The organism is Streptomyces sp. NPDC006283 (genome assembly GCF_040613325.1).
Classification (GTDB): domain Bacteria; phylum Actinomycetota; class Actinomycetes; order Streptomycetales; family Streptomycetaceae; genus Streptomyces.
Genome location: NZ_JBEXRZ010000058.1, coordinates 19139 through 38293, shown reverse-complemented (window position 1 = coordinate 38293; position 19155 = coordinate 19139). Strand labels below are relative to the sequence as shown.

Genomic DNA, 19155 nt, shown 5'->3' with positions numbered 1-19155 from the left:
AAGGTCGACGCGGCCGACGTCAGCCACGTCATCCCGCACCAGGCGAACATCCGGATCATCAACTCGATCCTCAGCCACACCGGCCTGAGTGGTTGCGGGGGAAGCCCAGGTCCACGCCGGCGGGGGCGTCCGCCGGGTCGGGCCAGCGGGTGGTGACGACCTTGCCGCGGGTGTAGAAGTGCACGCCGTCGTTGCCGTAGATGTGGTGGTCGCCGAAGAGCGAGTCCTTCCAGCCACCGAAGGAGTGGTAACCCACCGGCACCGGGATCGGCACGTTCACACCGACCATGCCGGCCTCGATCTCCAGCTGGAAGCGGCGGGCCGCGCCGCCGTCGCGGGTGAAGATCGCCGTGCCGTTGCCGAACGGGGACGCGTTGATCAGCGCCACGCCGTCCTCGTACGTCTCGGCGCGCAGCACACACAGCACCGGGCCGAAGATCTCGTCGCGGTAGGCGTCGGAGTCGGTCGAGACCTTGTCGAGGAGGGAGAGGCCGATCCAGTGGCCGTCCTCGAAGCCGTCGACCGTGTACCCGGTGCCGTCCAGGACGACCTCCGCACCCTGCGCGCCCGCGCCCTTGACGTAGGAGGCGACCTTGTCGCGGTGGGCGGCGGTGATCAGCGGACCCATCTCGGACGTCGGGTCGTTGCCCGGGCCGATCTTGATCTTCTCCGCACGCTCGCGGATCTTGTCCACCAGCTCGTCACCGATCGCGCCGACCGCGACGACCGCGGAGATCGCCATGCAGCGCTCACCGGCCGAGCCGTACGCCGCGGAGACCGCCGCGTCGGCGGCCGCGTCGAGGTCGGCGTCGGGCAGGACGAGCATGTGGTTCTTCGCGCCGCCGAGCGCCTGGACACGCTTGCCGTTGGCGGAGGCGGTCGTGTGGATGTAGCGGGCGATCGGGGTGGAGCCGACGAAGGAGACTGCGGCGACGTCCGGGTGCTCGAGCAGCGCGTCGACGGCCACCTTGTCGCCGTGCACGACGTTCAGCACACCGTCGGGCAGCCCGGCCTCGGAGGCCAGCTCCGCCAGAAGGTTCGCGGCCGAAGGGTCCTTCTCGCTCGGCTTGAGGATGAAGGTGTTTCCGCAGGCGACGGCCAGCGGGAACATCCACATCGGCACCATGGCCGGGAAGTTGAACGGCGTGATGCCGGCCACCACGCCCAGCGGCTGGCGGATCGCGGCGACGTCGACCCGGCTGGAGACCTGGGTCGACAACTCGCCCTTGAGCTGAGTGGTGATGCCGCAGGCCAGCTCGACGATCTCCAGACCGCGGGCGACCTCGCCCAGCGCGTCGGAGTGCACCTTGCCGTGCTCTGCGGTGATCAGGGCCGCGATGTCGTCACGGCGGGCGTCCAGCAGGGCGCGGTAGCGGAAGAGGACCGCGGTGCGCTGCGCCAGGGACGAGGTGCCCCACGTCGCGTACGCCTCCCGCGCCGCGGCCACGGCCGCGTCGACCTCTTCCACGGAGGCCAGGGCGACACGCGTGGTGACGGCTCCCGTCGCCGGGTCCGTGACCGGGCCCCAGTTGCCCGACGCACCCTCGACGGTCTTGCCACCGATCCAGTGGTTGACGGTCTTCGTCATGACGAAATGCTCCTTCAGAGATGGCGGCGTCGGGCGGCGGCCTGCCGGTCGTACTCCTCCCGGGCCTTGACCGCCGACGGGCGAGTCGCGGTCTCGGCCACTGGAACATCCCACCACGCCTGCGCCGCCGGCGGGCCCGACACTGTGTCTGGCGTTTCGGTCTCGACGTAGACACATGTGGGCACGTCGGCCGCGCGCGCCTCGGCCAGTGCTTGGCGCAGGTCACGCACGCTGCGGGCGCGGATCACCCGCATCCCGAGGGACTCGGCGTTGGCCGCGAGATCAACGGGCAGCGGGGCTCCGGTGAAGGTACGGTCGGCGGCCCTGTGCCGGTAGGCGGTGCCGTAGCGCTCCGAGCCCACCGACTCGGACAGGCCGCCGATGGAGGCGTACCCGTGGTTCTGCAGGATCACCATCCGGATCGGGACGCGCTCCTGGACGGCGGTGACGATCTCGGTGGGGCTCATGAGGTACGTGCCGTCGCCGACGAGCGCCCACACCGGGCGGCCGGGGGCCGCCATCGCGACGCCGATCGCGGCCGGGATCTCGTAGCCCATGCAGGAGTACCCGTACTCCACGTGGTACTGGTCGGCGGAGCGGGCGCGCCACAGTTTGTGCAGGTCGCCGGGGAGTGAACCGGCGGCGTTGACGACGATGTCGTCCCCGGTCACCAGGGCGTCGAGGGCGCCGAGAACCTGTGCCTGGGTGGGGCGCGCGTCGGGATCCGGCGCGCTGAACGCACCGGTCACCCGCTGCTCCCAGGCCGCCTTGGCGGTGCCGTACTCGGCTGTGTACGCCGCGTCGACGCGGTGCCCGGCGAGGGCGGCCGTCAGCTCTTCGAGCGCGGTACGGGCGTCGGCGACGACCGCGAGACCGGACATCTTGCGGGCGTCGAAGGACGTGATGTTGACGTTGACGAAGCGGACCGACTCGGACTGGAAGAGGGTCGAGGAGGCGGTCGTGAAGTCGGACCAGCGGGTGCCTACACCGATCACCAGGTCCGCGGTGCGGGCGAGATCGTCGGCCGTGGCGGTGCCGGTGTGCCCGATGCCCCCGACATCGCACGGGTGGTCGTACGGCAGCGAGCCCTTCCCCGCCTGGGTCGAGGCCACGGGAATGCCGGTCGCGTCGGCGAACGCCCGCAGCGCCTCCTCCGCCTCCGAGTGGTGGATGCCGCCGCCTGCGACGAGCAGCGGTCGGCGGGCCGCGCGCAGTACCTCGGCCGCCTGCGCCGACGCCTCCGCGTCGGGCCGCGGGCGGGCCACCCGCCAGATCCGTTCGGCGAAGAACTCCTCCGGCCAGTCGTACGCCTCCGCCTGCACGTCCTGCGGCAGCGCGAGCGTGACCGCGCCGGTCTGCGCGGGGTCGCAGAGGACCCGCATGGCCTGCAGCACGGCAGGGATCAGTGCCTCGGGGCGGGTGACCCGGTCGAAATAGCGGGAGACGGGGCGCAGGCAGTCGTTCACCGACACGTCGCCCGCATAGGGCACTTCCAACTGCTGGAGGACGGGGTCGGCGGGCCGGGTGGCGAAGATGTCGCCGGGGAGCAGCAGGACGGGGAGATGGTTGATCGTGGCGAGGGCGGCGCCCGTGACGAGGTTGGTGGCGCCGGGGCCGATGGACGTGGTGACGGCGTGGGCGGAGAGCCGCCGGGACTGGCGGGCGTGGCCGACGGCAGCGTGGACCATCGCCTGTTCGTTGCGGCCCTGGAGGTACGGCATGTCCTCGGCCGATTCGAGGAGCGCCTGTCCGACACCCGCGACGTTGCCGTGCCCGAAGATGCCCCACGTGGCGTCGATCAGACGGTGGCGGCGGCCGTCGCGCTCGGTGTACTGGCGGGCGAGGAAGGCGACCAGGGCCTGAGCGGTGGTGAGTCGCCGGCTGGGGGGACGTGAGGTGTTCACCGGTAGCCCTCCGTGTGGTCGGGGTGGAAGCGGATGAGCCACTCGCGCTCGGCACCGGGGCCCGCCATCACGTTGAGGTAGTACATGGTGTGGCCCGGCTCGGCGATGGACGGACCGTGCCAGCCGTCGGGGACGAGGACGGCGTCGCCGGTGCGGACCTCGGTGAGGAGGTCGGAGCCGCCGGGACGGGACGGCGAGATGCGCTGGTAGCCGAGGCCGCCGCCCTCGATCTCGAAGTAGTAGATCTCCTCGAGCTCACTCTCCTCGCCGGGTCGGTGCTCGTCGTGCTTGTGCGGAGGGTAGGAGGACCAGTTGCCGCCGGGGGTGAGCACCTCGACGGCGATCAGGCGGTCGCAGTCGAAGGAGCCGGCGGCGGCGAAGTTGTGGACCTCACGGGCCTGGCTGCCGCTGCCGCGGGCCTCGACGGGTACCTCCGGCGCGGGGCCGTAGCGAGCGGGGAGTCGGCGCTCGCACCTCGCTCCTGCCAGGGCGAAGCGGCCTCCCGCACCGGAGGCGATCTGGGCATGGGCATCGCGCGGTACGTAGGCGAAGTCGCTCACTCCGCCGAACACGCTTTTCCGCCCCTGCAGTTCAAAGATCTCGCCTTGCGTGCGAACGGTGCAACCGCCGGTGAGGGGCAGCACGATCCACTCGCTGTCACCGGCGGTGAGCAGCTGCGCTCCGCCCGGCTCGAGCTCGAGCACACGCAGGGCCGAGTAGCCCCAGCCGGCTTGCTCGGGGCTGATGCTCAGGGCGTACGGGCCGTCGGCCGTGCTGCCTGCCCGAAGGTGGAGACCGCCCGGCTTGTCGTCGTCATCCATGTGCTGGTCGCCCATGTACGGGTCGTCCATGTATTGGTCGTCCATGTTCTGTCCGTACCCCCTACAGCAGTCCTACGGCCGTGTCGACCGCGCCCGCCACGTCGCCGTCGACCGGATAGAGCAGCGAGCGGCCCACCACCAGACCCTGGACCGTGGGCAGTTGCAGTGCTCCCCGCCACTTCTCGTACGCTCCGTCCTGGTCCTTGCCTATGTCGCCGCCGAGCAGCACCGCGGGGAGGGTGGAGGTCTCCAGCACCGCCCCCATGTCGTCGGGGTCCTCGGTGACGGGCACCTTCAGCCAGGTGTACGCCGATGTGCCGGCCAGCCCGGAGGCGATGGCGATGGAACGGGTCACGGCTTCGGCGCTGAGATCGCTGCGGAGCCGGCCGTCGATCCGGTGGCAGATGAACGGCTCTATGAAAACGGGAAGCTGACGCTCGGCCATCTCGTCGACGGCTCGGGCGGCGGCGTCGAGGGTGTCGAGGGAGGCGGGGTCGTCGTAGTCGATACGGAGCAGCAGTTTGCCCGCGTCGAAGCCCAGCCGGTCGAGGTCGCGGGCCCGGTGGCCGGTGAACCGGTCGTCGAGCTCGAAGGCGGCGCCCGCGAGGCCTCCCCTGTTCATCGAGCCCATGACGACCTTGTCGTCGAGGGCCCCGAGGAGCAGAAGGTCGTCGAGGATGTCGGCGGTGGCCAGCACGCCGTCGACGCCGGGACGGGACAGCGCGAGGCAGAGCCGCTCCAGCAGGTCGAGGCGGTTGGCCATGGCGAGGCGGCGCTCACCGACAGCGAAGGCGCCGCGGGCGGGGTGGTCGGCGGCGACGATCATCAGCCGCCCGCTGTCCCCCACGAGCCCCTGCCGCCGCCGCCTGCGGACGGCAGCCTCGGCGACCGCCTCGGGATGGCGCGCGCGAATCCCGACGAGCTCGCCGATGTCGACCCGGCTCACGCCCCCTCCCCACGCCCGCCACTCTCGGGGCGCTCGACGGGGCCGGGGCGCTCGACGGGGCCCGGCCGCCCGACGGGGCCGGGGCGGGCCCGGTCCCGGATGGGGCGGGCCCGGTCCGGGGTGGGACCGGGAGCGGTGGCCGGGTCGGGGACGGCGGACCGGTTCCGGTCCGGGGCGAGGACGCCGGCCCGGTCGGGGGCGCTCGGGTCCGGTGGGGGCGGGGCGCCCGCCAGGACGGCCTGGACCTCCTCCTCGTACGGCATCGCCGTCGAGCACGCGAGCCGCGACGCCACGATCGCGCCCGCCGCGTTGGCGTACCGCATCGTGTGCTCCAACTCCCAGGCCGCGAGCAGCCCGTGGCACAGGGCGCCGCCGAACGCGTCCCCCGCTCCCAGGCCGTTGACGACGTCGACCGGCACGGGCGGGACCTCGGCCTGTGTGCCGTCACGGTGCAGGGCGAGCACCCCCTTGGGCCCCTGCTTGACAACGGCGAGCTCGACACCGGACGCCAGGAGCGCCCGCGCGGCGGCGTGCGGCTCGTGCTCACCGGTGGCGACCGCGCACTCCTCCACGTTCCCCACCGCGACCGTTGCGTACGTCAGGGCCTGGGCGTAGTACGCCCGCGCCTCCTGCGGGTCGGACCAGAACATCGGCCGCCAGTCCAGGTCGAACACGGTGATGCCCGGTCCGCCGGCCCGGTGCGCAAGCGCAGCGAGGGTCGCCGACCGGCTCGGCTCGGCACACAGCCCGGTGCCGGTCGTCCAGAAGAGCCGGGCGTCGCGGATCTGCGCCAGATCCAGATCGCTCTCGCGGATCTCCAGATCGGGCGCCTTCGGCTGCCGGTAGAAGTAGAGGGGGAAGTTGTCCGGCGGGAAGATCTCGCAGAAGGTGACCGGGGTCGGATACGCGGCGACGGGCGTGACCCACCGGTCGTCGACACCGAACTCCCCCAGTGCCTGGTGGAGATAGTCGCCGAAGGCGTCCTGCCCGGTACGGGTGATCACCGCGGTCCGTCGGCCCAGCCTGGCCGCGGCGACCGCGACATTCGTCGCCGAGCCGCCGAGAAACTTTCCGAACGTGTCGACCTGCGCCAACGGAACCCCGGTACGCAGCGGATAGAGGTCGACCCCGATCCGCCCCATCGTGATCACGTCATACGGCTGAGGCATGCGCGTCCCTTCGGTTCGAACCGCCGGTGCCGGCCGACATCAGGTCTAGCCCTCCCCGGCGAACCCTGTCAACATTTTGTCCTTACATTCGGACCAAGCCTTGACACCTTTCTCGGGCGGCCGGAAAGCTGACCGGCATGACCTCATCCGCACCCGCCCTGAACCGCATCCGGGTCGGCTCGGCCCCCGATTCCTGGGGGGTGTGGTTTCCCGAGGATTCCCGTCAGATCCCCTGGCAGCGCTTCCTCGACGAGGTCGCGCACGCCGGTTACGAGTGGATCGAGCTCGGCCCGTACGGCTACCTGCCGACCGACCCCGTCCGGCTTGCGGAGGAGACCGCGCGGCGCGGCCTCAAGGTGTCGGCCGGAACCGTCTTCACCGGCCTCCACCGCGGGCCGGCCGTGTGGGACGACACCTGGGCCCATGTCTCCGACATCGCCGCGCTCACGCAGGCGATGGGGGCCTCGCACCTGGTGGTGATCCCTTCCTTCTGGCGCGACGACAAGACGGGGACGGTGCTCGAGGACCGCACGCTGACCCCGGCACAGTGGCGCGACCTCACGGCCCAGACCGAACGCCTGGGCCACGAAGTGCGGGAGCGCTACGGCCTGGAGATCGTCGTCCATCCGCACGCGGACACCCACATCGACACCGAGGCGAACGTCACCCGATTCCTCGACGCCACCGACCGGGACCTGGTGTCCCTGTGCCTGGACACCGGTCACTACGCCTACTGCGGCGGCGACAGCGTCAAGCTGATCGAGACCTACGGGGAGCGGATCGGCTACCTCCACCTCAAGCAGGTCGACCCGGAGATCCTGGCCCAAGTGGTCGCAGAGGAGATGCCGTTCGGACCGGCGGTGGGGCGCGGAGTGATGTGCGAGCCGCCGGCCGGGGTGCCCGCTCTGGAACCCGTGCTCACCGCCGCCCAGTCACTGGGGGTGGACCTCTTCGCCATCGTGGAGCAGGACATGTATCCCTGCCCCGAGGACAAACCGCTTCCGATTGCCGAACGCACCCGTTCTTTCCTGCGCTCCTGTGGTCTCTGACGCACTGCGGCACATCTGTCACCGTTGTCCTCCTCTCATCACGCATGTCTCCATTACGCGGGACTTACGTCACAGACGATCAACAGGCGTTCCCCTGGCACCGGCCTGTGTCGTTCAACGGGCACAGGCTCAGTGATCGCCAGCGTCCGCGCGGCAGCTCCCCCGACGGCATACCGACCGCCTCTGCTGCGCGCGCAGGGAGGTGCCACGCTCATGACGGACAGAAGGCTCTGGTCCTACAAGGACATCGCCGCGCACATCAAGGTCCAGCCGGACACCGTCCGTTCCTACCGCAAGCACGGTCTTCTGCCCCCGCCCGACCATGTGGAGGCGGGCAAGCCGCTCTGGTATGCGGACACGATCCGCCTGTGGGTGGCCAATCGGCCCGGAAACAGAGGCCGTCGGGAATGAAACGCAGCGCAGGGCGAGAGCGGCGGCCCTCGCACCGTCGCCGGTGCGGGGCCACCGCGCGCTGATCCGGCGTGAGGCCCGACTCCACCCTTCGTGGAACCGGTCCGCAGGGGTCGGCGTCCTTCCGTGAGTCCGCAAGATCGACTTACTGAAGGACGCATCCATGACCGGTACGGCCGCCCGCTACCTCTATCTCGCCCGTCACGGCGAGGCATCACCGGATGAGAGTGAATTGACGGATGCGGGCCGCCGCCAGGCAGCCCTGCTGGGGGAGCGGCTCCGTGGCGTCCCGCTGGCGGCGATCCACCACGGGCCTCTCGCCCGTGCCGAACAGACCGCCCAGCTGGTCGGTGAGCAGCTCGACAAAGTCCCCTGCCGTCGTTCCGAAGCGGCCGGCGACTACCTCCCCTACCTGCCGACACGCGAGGAACTGCCGCCGGAGGCAGCCGACGCCTGGATCGACTTCCTGCACCAGTTCACGGCCGAGGAACGCGAGCAGGGCCCCGGGCTCGCGGCGGCGGCACTCGCAGAGTTCACCGGGACTGTCGTCGGAGACGAACCGCGGCACGAGCTTGTCGTCACCCACAACTTCCTCGTCGGCTGGCTCATCCGAGCCGCCCTCGACGCGCCGAAGTGGCGATGGCTGGGCATCAACCATGCCAACGCGGCCCTGACCGTCATCCGCTACACACCCGACCGTCCCCCGGCGGTCCTCCTCTTCAACGACACCGGCCACCTCCCCGCCGAACTCCGCTGGACCGGCTTCCCGCCAGAGCTCCACGTCTGAGGCCGGTAGCTGGGATCGATCGAGGCCAAGGGCAACGACTTCCTCCGCGCCACCGAGAACCGGGTCAGCGCCCTTGTCCCGACCCGATTGTGACCATCGCCAACAGCTGTACTGATGTATCAACCGTCGGCGTTGTCGCTGAGCCAGGCCAGGACCTGGTCGGCGTGCTTGTCCGGCGGGAAGACCGGGTAGAAGACGTGCTCGATCACGTTGTTCTTGATGATCAGCGTGAGCCGCTTGTACAGCGTCAGCCCGTCAGTGGTGAATGTGGGAAGGTCCAGTGCCTGGGCCAAGCTCCGTGTGGGGTCGGACAGCACCTGGAACGGTAGGCGGAGCCGCTCGGTGACCTCACGTTGGTAGTCGCTGTCCTGGCTGGAGAGGCCGTACACCCGGGTCGCGCCGGCCGCGAGCAGTTCCTGGTGGTGGTCGCGGAAGCCGCATGTCTCGGCGGTGCAGCCACGGGCGCCGGGGATGGAGTCCCAGCCCTCGGGCAGATCGGTGCCGGGGCGGCCCGTCAGCGGATAGATGTAGAGCACCGTGCGACCACCCAGCGCCTCAAGGCTGATCGTGGCGTTGTCGGTGGCAAGGAGTTCCAGCTGCGGCATTCTCGCACCGCGCAGGTGGGCAGCAGCGCCGTCGTCCTCGGGGACGGGCAGGTCGGCAGGCAGGCTCGTGTAGTCGGTCATAGGTTCCTCTCCTTCAGCCGGTGAGAAGCCGCCGTTGCGGTGAGCGGCCTCGTGCAGGTGCGCCACCAGCACCGCCCGGCGGGCGGTGAGGCCCTCGATCCGCTGCGTGAGTTCATCAATGGCGTCCCGGTACCCGGCCAGCGCGGCCGGACAGTCGTCCCCATGCCGGTGCCCCAGGGCCAGGCATTCCAGAAACGGCCGCGTCGCCTCGACAGGGATGCCGAGGCGGCAGAGCGCCCGGATCTCCTGCGTGAGCCGTACGTCGTGCTCGTCGTAGTCCCGATAGCCGTTGGCCAACCGCACCGGCGCGAGCAGCCCCAGCGATTCGTAGTAGCGCACCGCCTTGGTCGTCACACCCGCTCGCCGGGCCAGCTCACCGATCCGCATGCCTCTCACCTCGAAGAACGCTAAACCTTGCCCTTGAGGGTAAGGTCAAGCGCTCTGCGGGGATGCCCGCACGACCCCTAGGCGAACACAGCCGCCCGCCGGCTCAGGCACTCTCACTGCTCTTACGAAGCCCGCCACGGGCCGAGGCACTCCTTTCGGGCAGCACCGTGAAGTACGCCGAGCTTCCCGAGGAACGGGGCCGTCGACCCGCAGCAGCTGCTCGACTCCGCGGGCGGCGTCTTCTGAACGGCCGACTACACGGCGGCCGGCACCAACGCCATCGCCCGCGAGGCCGGTGTCTCCCCCGGCACCAGTGGCGCGACTCCCACGGCGCGGCCCTGATCGCGGCGGACCTCGCATCGCCGCTCCTCGGCGAGGCGAAAGCCGTGGAAGGTACCCCCTAGGGGTATAGTATCTTTCACGACAGGAGGCCACGGCAGCCGCCACTGCCCCTGGCGCACCATGCCCGATCGACCGCGTACGCGTCGAAGCCCCGAAGAGGAGAACGCCATGACCGCCGAGACGAAGACCGGCATCGAGATCGAGGCCACCGGGGCAAGCGCCTCGTGCTGCTCGTCCACCGGCTCCTGCCACGACGCGGCCGCGGATGCCCAGACCGGTGGCGTCACCGCCGTCTACCAGGTCAGCGGCATGACCTGCGGCCACTGCGAGGGCGCGGTGAGCAGCGAGATCTCCGAGCTTCCCGGCGTCACCGCCGTGACGGCCGTCGCAGCGACGGGCCGGGTCACCGTGGTCTCGCAGGCCCCGCTGGACGAGGCCGCGGTACGCGAGGCCGTCGACGAGGCCGGCTACGAGCTGGTCGGCACGGCCTGAGCACCCCGCGCCGCCCGCCCGGAACCACCCGGCCCGGGCCCCTGGGCCGTGGCCGTACCCCACCGCCGGATACTGGGGGGGTACGGCCCCGGCCCAGCTGCATGGAGTCCCGAACGTGGAAACATCCGAGGTAGAGCTCACCATCGGCGGGATGACCTGCGCTTCCTGCGCCGCCCGCGTCGAGAAGAAGCTGAACCGCATGGACGGCGTCAGCGCCACGGTCAACTACGCGACCGAGAAGGCGCGCATCTCCTGTCCCGCGGGGACGGAGGTCGCCGACCTGATCGCGACGGTGGTGAAGACCGGCTACACGGCCGAGGAGCCGCCACCGCCCGCCACCGCCCCGGCCGCCCTCCCCGAAGCGCCCGCGGACACCGAGCCGGACGGCGGTGCCCTGCGGCAGCGGCTCGTCGTCTCCGCGCTGCTGTCTGCCCCGGTCGTCCTCATGTCGATGATCGGGTCGCTGCAGTTCGACAACTGGCAGTGGCTCTCGCTGACACTCGCCGCCCCGGTCGTCGTCTGGGGAGCCCTGCCCTTCCACCGTGCCGCCTGGACCAATCTGCGGCACGGCGCGGCGACGATGGACACGCTGGTGTCCACCGGCACCCTGGCCGCCTTCGGCTGGTCCCTGTGGACGCTGTTCTTCGGCAGCGCGGGCATGCCGGACATGCGTCACGGCTTCGACCTCACCGTCAGCCGCTCAGACGGCTCGTCGGCGATCTATCTCGAGGTCGCCGCGGGCGTGACCACGTTCCTCCTGCTCGGCCGCTGGCTCGAGGCACGCTCCAAGCGGCGTGCCGGCGCGGCCCTGAGGGCGCTCATGGACCTGGGAGCGAAGGACGTCGCGGTCCTGCGGGGCGGCTCCGAGGTGCGCGTCCCGGTCGACCGCCTCGCCGTCGGCGACCGCTTCGTCGTACGGCCCGGGGAGAAGATCGCCACCGACGGCAGCGTCGTCGAAGGTACCTCCGCCGTCGACGCCTCGATGCTCACCGGTGAGTCCGTTCCGGTGGACGTGGCCCCGGGCGCCACCGTCACCGGCGCCACCCTGAACACCGCCGGCCGCCTCGTCGTCGAGGCCACACGGGTCGGCGCGGACACCCGGCTGGCCCGGATGGCGAAGCTGGTGGAGGACGCCCAGAGCGGCAAGGCGCAGATCCAGCGGCTGGCCGACCGGATCTCCGCCGTCTTTGTTCCCGTTGTGCTGCTGATCGCCGCGGGGACGCTCGGCGTGTGGCTGGCGCTGACCGGTGACACGGCCGCCGCCTTCACCGCCGCCGTCGCCGTACTGATCATCGCCTGCCCGTGCGCGCTCGGTCTGGCCACTCCGACCGCGCTGATGGTCGGCACGGGGCGGGGAGCGCAGCTCGGCATCCTGATCAAGGGGCCGGAGGTTCTGGAGTCCACACAACGGGTGGACACCGTCGTCCTGGACAAGACGGGAACGGTCACCACGGGCCGGATGGCCCTTCAGGGCGTGCACCCGGACGAAACCGCAGACGCGCAGGAACTGCTGCGTTTCGCGGGCGCACTGGAGCACGCCTCGGAGCACCCCGTCGCTCGCGCGATCGCCGACGGCGCGGCGGCCCGCACGGAAGGCCCGCTGCCTGCCGTCGAGGAGTTCGTGAACATTCCCGGCCTCGGTGCGCGGGGTGTCGTCGAGGGACAGCAGGTACTGGTGGGGCGCGCGCGGCTCCTTCAGAGCGCGGGCGTCGAGCTGCCCGACGCACTCGTGGAGACCGCGGCCCGCGCGAGCGGCTGCACGGCCGTGTACGCGGCACGGGACGGCAAGGCCCTCGGCGTCCTGACCGTCGCCGACGCGGTCAAGGAGACGAGCGCTGAGGCCGTACGGGAGCTGCGGGCACTGGGGCTTGCTCCCGTGCTGCTGACCGGCGACAGCAGGGCGGTGGCCGAAACGGTCGCCGCGGAGATCGGTGTGGACGAGGTGTACGCCGAGGTCATGCCCGAGGAGAAGGTGAAGGTCGTCGAACGGCTTCGCGCCGAGGGCCGCACGGTCGCGATGGTCGGCGACGGCGTGAACGACGCGGCCGCGCTGGCCACCGCGGACCTGGGCCTGGCGATGGGGACGGGCACGGACGCGGCGATCGAGGCGGGAGACCTCACCCTGGTGAGAGGTGATCTGCGGGTGGCGGGGGACGCGATCCGTCTCGCAAGGCGGACACTGGCCACGATCAAAGGCAATCTTTACTGGGCCTTTGGCTACAACGTCGCCGCACTGCCTCTGGCGGCATCAGGCCTGCTCAACCCCATGATCGCCGGATTCGCGATGGCCTTTTCGTCCGTGTTTGTGGTGTTCAACAGCCTGCGGCTGCGCTCCTTCTCGTGACTACAAACAGGTCACAAGACCTTCACAAGGAGACCTAGATCACAGATATTTAGGGGTAACCATTCAGGCTCGTCGCGAGTCTAAGTGGTCGATGCCGAGAACGTCTTGGGGGACGTTCATGGGATGTCTTGGGGGACGTCCCAGGCAAGCGTTTGGCCGGGGCACGTGCCCGGGGAGCTTTGAGCGGCCCTCCCGTGCGTACGTACCCCGGCACCGCGTGAGGTGCTTCTGCACCCTACAGATGCCCGGCCGGATCCCGTGGGGGGAATCCGCTGTCGGGGAAATGGAAGCGCCCCGCCCGCCGACCCGTGGGGGGATCGGCAGCGGGGCGCTTTCCGCTGTTCGGGGACCCGGGGCCGCTCGGCCCCGGCCCGGACGGTGCGAGAGCTCAGCGGGCCTCGACCGGAACGAAGTCGCGCAGGACCTCGCCCGTGTAGATCTGGCGCGGGCGGCCGATGCGGGAACCGGGCTCCTTGATCATCTCGTGCCACTGGGCGATCCAGCCGGGCAGCCGGCCGAGCGCGAAGAGCACGGTGAACATCTCGGTCGGGAAGCCCATCGCGCGGTAGATCAGACCCGTGTAGAAGTCCACGTTCGGGTAGAGGTTGCGCGAGACGAAGTACTCGTCGGAGAGCGCGTGCTCCTCGAGCTTCAGCGCGATGTCCAGCAGCTCGTCGGACTTGCCGAGCGCGGAGAGGACGTCGTGCGCAGCGGCCTTGATGATCTTGGCGCGCGGGTCGAAGCTCTTGTAGACCCGGTGGCCGAAGCCCATCAGGCGGACGCCGTCCTCCTTGTTCTTCACCTTGCGGATGAAGGAGTCGACATCGCCGCCGTTGGCCTGGATGCCCTCGAGCATCTCCAGGACCGACTGGTTGGCGCCGCCGTGCAGCGGGCCCCACAGGGCGCTGATGCCGGCCGAGATCGAGGCGAACATGTTCGCCTGCGAGGAACCGACCAGACGCACGGTGGAGGTCGAACAGTTCTGCTCGTGGTCCGCGTGCAGGATCAGCAGCTTGTCCAGCGCCGAGACCACGACCGGGTCGAGCTCGTACTCCTGCGCCGGGACCGAGAAGGTCATGCGCAGGAAGTTCTCCACGTAACCGAGGTCGTTGCGCGGGTAGACGAACGGGTGGCCGATCGACTTCTTGTACGCGTAGGCCGCGATCGTCGGCAGCTTGGCAAGCAGCCGGACCGTGGAGAGGTGGCGCTGCTTCTCGTCGAACGGGTTGTGGCTGTCCTGGTAGAACGTGGACAGCGCGCTGACCACGGACGACAGCATGGCCATCGGGTGCGCGTCACGCGGGAAGCCGCCGAAGAACCGCTTGACGTCCTCGTGCAGCAGCGTGTGCTGGGTGATCTCGTCCTTGAAGCCCGCAAGCTCGTCGACCGTGGGTAGCTCGCCGTTGATCAGCAGGTATCCCACCTCGAGGAAGGTGGAGCGCTCGGCCAGCTGCTCGATCGGGTAGCCGCGGTAGCGCAGAATGCCCTGCTCGCCGTCGAGGTAGGTGATCGCGGATTTGTAGGCGGCGGTGTTGCCGTATCCACTGTCCAGGGTCACCAGACCGGTCTGGGCTCGGAGCTTCCCGATGTCGAAGCCCTTGTCGCCGACGGTGCTCTCGACCACCGGGTAGGTGTATTCACCGTCCGCGTACCGCAGTACTACAGAGTTGTCGCTCACGTCATCCCTCACCGACGTAGTGCCTCTTCTTCGAGGTGCCCTGACTGTCTCTACCATCCCCCATTTGGCTCAGCAGAGTGCACTCGGGGTCGACCATTGGGCCTATCGGCGGCACTCAGTGCCGCCAACCTGCTCATCTTGCCCCCTTCGCCCTGGTTCTGGAAGCCGGGACGGGGTAGGGGTGGTGTTTCCCACCCCTGCAGGCCCGAACCATCCGCCCACCGGCCCCTTCCGGGCGACGGGCTCACGCGCCCAGCCGATGGGCGAGCGCCGTGCAGCGCCTGCCTGCGGAAACGGTCCGCACGGCCTGCCCTATCGCCTTGCGGGAGCCGACCAGTACGACGAGCCGCTTCGCCCTGGTGACGGCCGTGTAGAGCAGATTGCGCTGAAGCATCATCCACGCCCCGGTGGTGACGGGGATCACCACCGCCGGATACTCGCTGCCCTGCGAACGGTGGATCGTCACCGCGTAGGCGTGGGCCAGCTCGTCCAGCTCGTCGAAGTCGTAGGCGACCTCCTCGTCCTCGTCGGTCAGCACGGTCAGCCGCTGGTCCTCCACCTGGAGCGACGTGACGACGCCGACGGTGCCGTTGAAGACCCCGTTACGCCCCTTGTCATAATTGTTTCTGATCTGAGTCACTTTGTCGCCGACACGGAAAACCCGTCCGCCGAAGCGCTTCTCCGGGAGCTCGGGGCGAGCCGGGGTGATCGCCTGCTGAAGCAGCCCGTTGAGCGTCCCCGCACCGGCCGGGCCCCGGTGCATCGGCGCCAGCACCTGGACATCGCGTCTCGGGTCCAGGCCGAACTTCGCCGGGATACGCCGGGCCGCCACGTCCACGGCCAGCCGGCCCGCGTCCTCCGTCTCCTCCTCGACGAAGAGGAAGAAGTCGGCGAGACCCGAAGTGATGGGCTGCAAACCGGAGTTGATCCGATGCGCGTTGGTGACGACGCCGGACTGCTGCGCCTGCCGGAAGATCCGCGTCAACCGCACGCTCGGCACCGGACCACCGTCCGCCAGCAGGTCGCGCAGCACCTCGCCGGCGCCGACGCTCGGCAGCTGGTCGACGTCACCGACCAGTAGCAGATGCGCGCCGGGCGCCACGGCCTTGACCAGCTTGTTGGCGAGCAGCAGGTCGAGCATCGACGCCTCGTCGACGACGACCAGATCCGCGTCAAGCGGCCGGTCCCGGTCGTAGGCCGCGTCCCCGCCCGGCTTGAGCTCCAGCAGCCGGTGCACCGTGGACGCCTCGGCCCCGGTGAGCTCGGCGAGACGCTTGGCCGCACGGCCCGTGGGGGCGGCGAGCACGACCTTGGCCTTCTTGGCGCGGGCCAGTTCCACGATCGACCGGACGGTGAACGACTTGCCGCAGCCCGGCCCGCCCGTGAGCACCGCGACCTTGCTGGTCAGCGCCAGCTTGACCGCCGCCTCCTGTTCGGGCGCAAGCTGTGCGCCCGTACGGTCCGCGAGCCACGCCAGCGCCTTGTCCCACGCCACCTCTCCGAACGCCGGCATCCTGTCGTCCTCCGCCCCCAGCAGCCGCCGCACCTGCCCGGCGAGGGACAGCTCCGCACGGTGGAACGGCACCAGGTACACCGCCGTCACCGGCTCTCCCCCCTCCGGTCCGGGCACCTGTTCCCGTACGACACCCTCCTCGTCGGCCGCGAGCTCGGCGAGGCAGTCGATGACCAGGCCGGTGTCCACCGCGAGCAGCTTCACCGCGTCCGAGATCAGTTGCTCCTGCGGCAGGAAGCAGTGCCCCTGGTCGGTCGACTGGGAAAGGGCGTACTGCAGACCGGCCTTGACCCGCTCGGGGCTGTCGTGCGGTATCCCGACCGCCTGGGCGATCCGGTCGGCGGTCAGAAAGCCGATGCCCCACACGTCGGCCGCCAGACGGTACGGCTGGTTCTTCACGACCGAGATCGAGGCGTCCTCGTACTTCTTGTAGATGCGCACCGCGATGGAGGTCGACACACCCACGCCCTGGAGGAAGACCATGACCTCCTTGATGGCCTTCTGCTCCTCCCAGGCAGCGCCGATCAGCTTCGTCCGCTTCGGCCCGAGCCCCGGCACCTCGATGAGCCTCTTCGGCTCCTGCTCGATGACGTCGAGGGTGTCTGTGCCGAAGTGGTCGACGATCCGCTCTGCGATCTTCGGCCCGATCCCCTTGATCAGCCCCGAACCGAGATAGCGGCGTATCCCCTGGATCGTGGCCGGCAGGACGGTGGTGTAGTTCTCCACGGTGAACTGCTTGCCGTACTGCGGATGGGAGCCCCAACGGCCCTCCATCCGCAGCGACTCGCCGACCTGCGCACCGAGCAGCGACCCGACGACGGTGAGCAGATCACCGCCGCCGCGCCCGGTGTCGACGCGGGCGACCGTGTAGCCGTTCTCCTCGTTGGCATACGTGATCCGCTCGAGGACGCCTTCGAGGACGGCCGGGGTGAACGTGACCGGATTGGACATGACCCGACGTTATCGCTGAGGTCCGACAGCGGTGCAGCGCCTGTGGACAACTCGGAACGCCCCCTCGGCACGAAGAGGGGGCCCGGTCGACGACCGGGCCCCTTACGCTCCCCCACCGTCAAGGCCCCGCGCGATCCCCCCAGATGCGCTTCCCCCGCAGCCCTGACGACACATACGACTCCGGTGACGCAGAGATGGTTGCACGGTTGCGGGGAGTAGTTCCGGCCATGTTCCCGAGCCGCTTTCGGCCACGGCGGCTCAGCCCCGGCCCTGCCGTCCACCCGCGCCGGCCACCACCGCCTCCAAGCGCGCCCCACGGCTCTCGGCGACACGCATCACGTCCCGCAACGACTCGCTCAACCGGCAGGCCAGGTAGCGCAGTTCGGCGCCGGTCACCCGACGGTCCGCCAGCAGCTCCCCAGCGTGCCCGAGCAGGTCGCCCGCCATGCCGAGCTGGATGCTCTCGATGTCGTCCGCAAGCCGCGACACATAGCCGGTGCCGTCGCCGACGACGTAGCACGGCTTGCCCTGCTCGGCCGTCCACGGCAGCAGCCGGGCCGCCGCATGCCCCGCACACTTCTCGCCGCTCATGCCACATCCACTCCTCGTACGGCGAGCAGCAGTACCCGCCGCCGCTGCCGCTTCTGCCGCTCCTCGTGCGCCACAAGGTAGGGCCGTACGAGCGGGCTGTCCTCGCCTCGCGGAGGCCGTTCACCGGTGCGGTACGCGGTCGGCCCACCGACGTAGGCACACGAGTAGGGGAGGTGGCCTGCCGCCGGCGGTCCCGGAGGCCGCCGGCTCCGTCCGGCCTTGGGGCTGAGGAACCGAACCAGCGGTCCGAGGAGGTATCCGAGCACACGCGTCATGTCGGCCTGCTTCCGTCCAGGAGAGACACACAGCACCCGCAAGTGCACTGTGTGGCGAACTCCTCACAGACTGAAGTCATGACTGGCTAGGCTGCCAGTACCGGAGGCTTGACAGCACGCCCGTCAGCTTGGGGAGTCGATCGCATGGACAGCAACCGAAAGCCGCGAGTACCGCGTACGCCGCGCGAGAAGTACGGGGAGGAGCTGCGGCTCCGGCGGATGGCGGCAGAGCTGACCCAAGAGGCGCTCGGTGAGCAGGTCGTGTGCTCTCCGACCCTCATCAGCCACTTCGAGGCAGGCAGGCGGCTGCCCAATCCGGACGACGCGCAGCGGATCGACCGGGCGCTCGGCACGGACGGGTTCTTCGCCCGCTGGCTGGAGGACCTGGAGACGAAGTACGCCGACCATTTCGCAGCGGTGGCCGAGCTGGAACAACAGGCGAAGCTCATCCAGCAGTTCGCCCCTGTCGCTGGTGCCCGGCCTGCTGCAGACGGAGGGCTACGCCCGTGCGCTGTTCCGCGCGTACCGGCCCAACCACCGGCCGGAGGAACTTGACAGGGACGTTGTCATTCGAACAGAGCGTTCCCGAGTCCTCGACGGGCCGTTGCACCCTGTCATGTGGACGCTGCTGGACGAAGCGGTACTCCGACGGCGAGTGGGCGGCCCTCAAGTCATGGCCGAACAGCTCCGCAAGGTCGCGGACATGGCCGAGGAGGGACGACTGCGGTTGCACGTACTCCCGTTCGGAGCAGGCGCACACGCGCTCATGGAGAGCCTGCTCACCCTCATGAGCTTCGAGGACTCGGCTCCGGTGGCGTATGTCGAAGGGCTGTTCAGCGGGCGCCTGATGGACGAGCCGGCCCTGGTGAACGGTTGTCAGACGGCCTACGCTCTTGCGCTGAGCGACGCGCTGTCGCAGCAGGAGTCACTGGCTCTCGTGAGAGCCGCCGCGGAGGAACACGAACATGGCCAGCAGTGAACGCACCGTCATCGACTCGTCGACCCTCACCGGCTGGTACAAGTCCAGCTACAGCGGCGGCGGCCAGGGCGAGTGCCTCGAGATCGCCCGCGGCCACGCCGGCGTGCCGGTCCGGGACAGCAAGGCCGCGAACGGTCCGGCGCTGCTCTTCTCGGCGGAGGGGTGGTCGTCGTTCGTCTCCGCTCTCAATGGTGGCGAGCTCTCCGGCTGAGGTCGCGCCTGGAGTGCGCGTGGCACACGCT

16 protein-coding genes and 2 pseudogenes are annotated in these 19155 nt (G+C 69.9%); 8 read left to right on the top strand and 10 right to left on the bottom strand.

From position 1 onward, the window contains the following. Positions 1-70: 70 nt before the first annotated feature. From mmsA to iolC, 5 genes are all read right to left on the bottom strand, one after another. Complete coding sequence (gene mmsA, locus ABZ070_RS15055) at positions 71-1588, bottom strand: CoA-acylating methylmalonate-semialdehyde dehydrogenase (protein WP_356633762.1); 1518 nt, start codon at positions 1586-1588, stop codon at positions 71-73. A gap of 14 nt (positions 1589-1602) precedes the next feature. After that, a complete protein-coding gene (gene iolD, locus ABZ070_RS15050; RefSeq protein ID WP_356633760.1) occupies positions 1603-3492 on the bottom strand; it encodes a 3D-(3,5/4)-trihydroxycyclohexane-1,2-dione acylhydrolase (decyclizing) in 1890 nt (629 codons plus the stop codon). Next, entirely contained in the window at positions 3489-4313 is an 825-nt protein-coding gene (gene iolB / locus ABZ070_RS15045; RefSeq protein WP_356633768.1) for a 5-deoxy-glucuronate isomerase, read from the bottom strand. Before iolB ends, iolD begins: the two co-directional genes overlap by 4 nt. Before the next feature lie 61 nt (positions 4314-4374). Further along, positions 4375-5259: a deoxyribose-phosphate aldolase gene (locus ABZ070_RS15040; RefSeq protein ID WP_356633758.1), complete on the bottom strand. Its 885-nt coding sequence runs from the start codon at positions 5257-5259 to the stop codon at positions 4375-4377. Continuing rightward, positions 5256-6428, bottom strand: coding sequence for a 5-dehydro-2-deoxygluconokinase (iolC, locus tag ABZ070_RS15035; RefSeq protein ID WP_356633756.1), 1173 nt, complete (start codon positions 6426-6428; stop codon positions 5256-5258). The genes ABZ070_RS15040 and iolC overlap by 4 nt, the downstream gene beginning before the upstream one ends. Before the next feature lie 137 nt (positions 6429-6565). Here iolC and ABZ070_RS15030 point away from each other — a divergent pair, with 137 nt between their 5' ends. The 3 genes from ABZ070_RS15030 to ABZ070_RS15020 all read left to right on the top strand — a co-directional run bounded on the left by ABZ070_RS15030 (position 6566) and on the right by ABZ070_RS15020 (position 8675). After that, positions 6566-7477 carry a sugar phosphate isomerase/epimerase gene (locus ABZ070_RS15030; RefSeq protein ID WP_356633754.1) on the top strand — a complete coding sequence of 304 codons (912 nt, stop codon included), beginning with the start codon at positions 6566-6568 and terminating at the stop codon, positions 7475-7477. Positions 7478-7690: 213 nt separating this feature from the next. After that, entirely contained in the window at positions 7691-7888 is a 198-nt protein-coding gene (locus ABZ070_RS15025; RefSeq protein ID WP_356633752.1) for a MerR family transcriptional regulator, read from the top strand. Between the two features lie 163 nt (positions 7889-8051). Beyond that, positions 8052-8675, top strand: a complete 624-nt coding sequence (locus ABZ070_RS15020; protein ID WP_356633750.1) for a histidine phosphatase family protein — start codon at positions 8052-8054, stop codon at positions 8673-8675. 119 nt (positions 8676-8794) lie between these two features. Here the strand turns inward: ABZ070_RS15020 and ABZ070_RS15015 are convergent, their stop codons facing one another. After that, complete coding sequence (locus ABZ070_RS15015; RefSeq protein ID WP_356633748.1) at positions 8795-9748, bottom strand: redoxin family protein; 954 nt, start codon at positions 9746-9748, stop codon at positions 8795-8797. Positions 9749-9961: 213 nt separating this feature from the next. Between ABZ070_RS15015 and ABZ070_RS15010 the strand changes: the two are divergent. The 3 genes and pseudogenes from ABZ070_RS15010 to ABZ070_RS15000 all read left to right on the top strand — a co-directional run. Further along, a pseudogene (locus ABZ070_RS15010) lies at positions 9962-10060 on the top strand (TetR family transcriptional regulator); the annotation flags it as partial. A gap of 198 nt (positions 10061-10258) precedes the next feature. Continuing rightward, the gene (locus ABZ070_RS15005; protein WP_356633746.1) at positions 10259-10582 is read left to right on the top strand and encodes a heavy-metal-associated domain-containing protein; all 324 of its coding nucleotides are present in this window, start codon (positions 10259-10261) and stop codon (positions 10580-10582) included. Between the two features lie 115 nt (positions 10583-10697). Next, positions 10698-12926 (top strand): heavy metal translocating P-type ATPase, encoded by a 2229-nt coding sequence (locus ABZ070_RS15000; protein WP_356633744.1) that lies wholly within the window; start codon positions 10698-10700, stop codon positions 12924-12926. A gap of 388 nt (positions 12927-13314) precedes the next feature. Here the strand turns inward: ABZ070_RS15000 and ABZ070_RS14995 are convergent, their stop codons facing one another. The 4 genes from ABZ070_RS14995 to ABZ070_RS14980 all read right to left on the bottom strand — a co-directional run bounded on the left by ABZ070_RS14995 (position 13315) and on the right by ABZ070_RS14980 (position 17934). Further along, positions 13315-14604, bottom strand: coding sequence for a citrate synthase (locus ABZ070_RS14995; protein ID WP_356633742.1), 1290 nt, complete (start codon positions 14602-14604; stop codon positions 13315-13317). Positions 14605-14848: 244 nt separating this feature from the next. Then, positions 14849-17068: an ATP-dependent RecD-like DNA helicase gene (locus tag ABZ070_RS14990; protein WP_356633740.1), complete on the bottom strand. Its 2220-nt coding sequence runs from the start codon at positions 17066-17068 to the stop codon at positions 14849-14851. A gap of 258 nt (positions 17069-17326) precedes the next feature. After that, the gene (locus ABZ070_RS14985) at positions 17327-17659 is read right to left on the bottom strand and encodes a hypothetical protein (protein WP_356633738.1); all 333 of its coding nucleotides are present in this window, start codon (positions 17657-17659) and stop codon (positions 17327-17329) included. After that, entirely contained in the window at positions 17656-17934 is a 279-nt protein-coding gene (locus ABZ070_RS14980) for a hypothetical protein (protein ID WP_356633736.1), read from the bottom strand. The genes ABZ070_RS14985 and ABZ070_RS14980 overlap by 4 nt, the downstream gene beginning before the upstream one ends. A 144-nt stretch (positions 17935-18078) precedes the next feature. Between ABZ070_RS14980 and ABZ070_RS14975 the strand changes: the two are divergent. Continuing rightward, positions 18079-18913, top strand: a pseudogene (locus ABZ070_RS14975) (helix-turn-helix transcriptional regulator). Then, positions 18900-19124 carry a DUF397 domain-containing protein gene (locus ABZ070_RS14970; protein WP_356633734.1) on the top strand — a complete coding sequence of 75 codons (225 nt, stop codon included), beginning with the start codon at positions 18900-18902 and terminating at the stop codon, positions 19122-19124. Before ABZ070_RS14975 ends, ABZ070_RS14970 begins: the two are co-directional and overlap by 14 nt. The last annotated feature ends 31 nt before the right edge of the window (positions 19125-19155 follow it).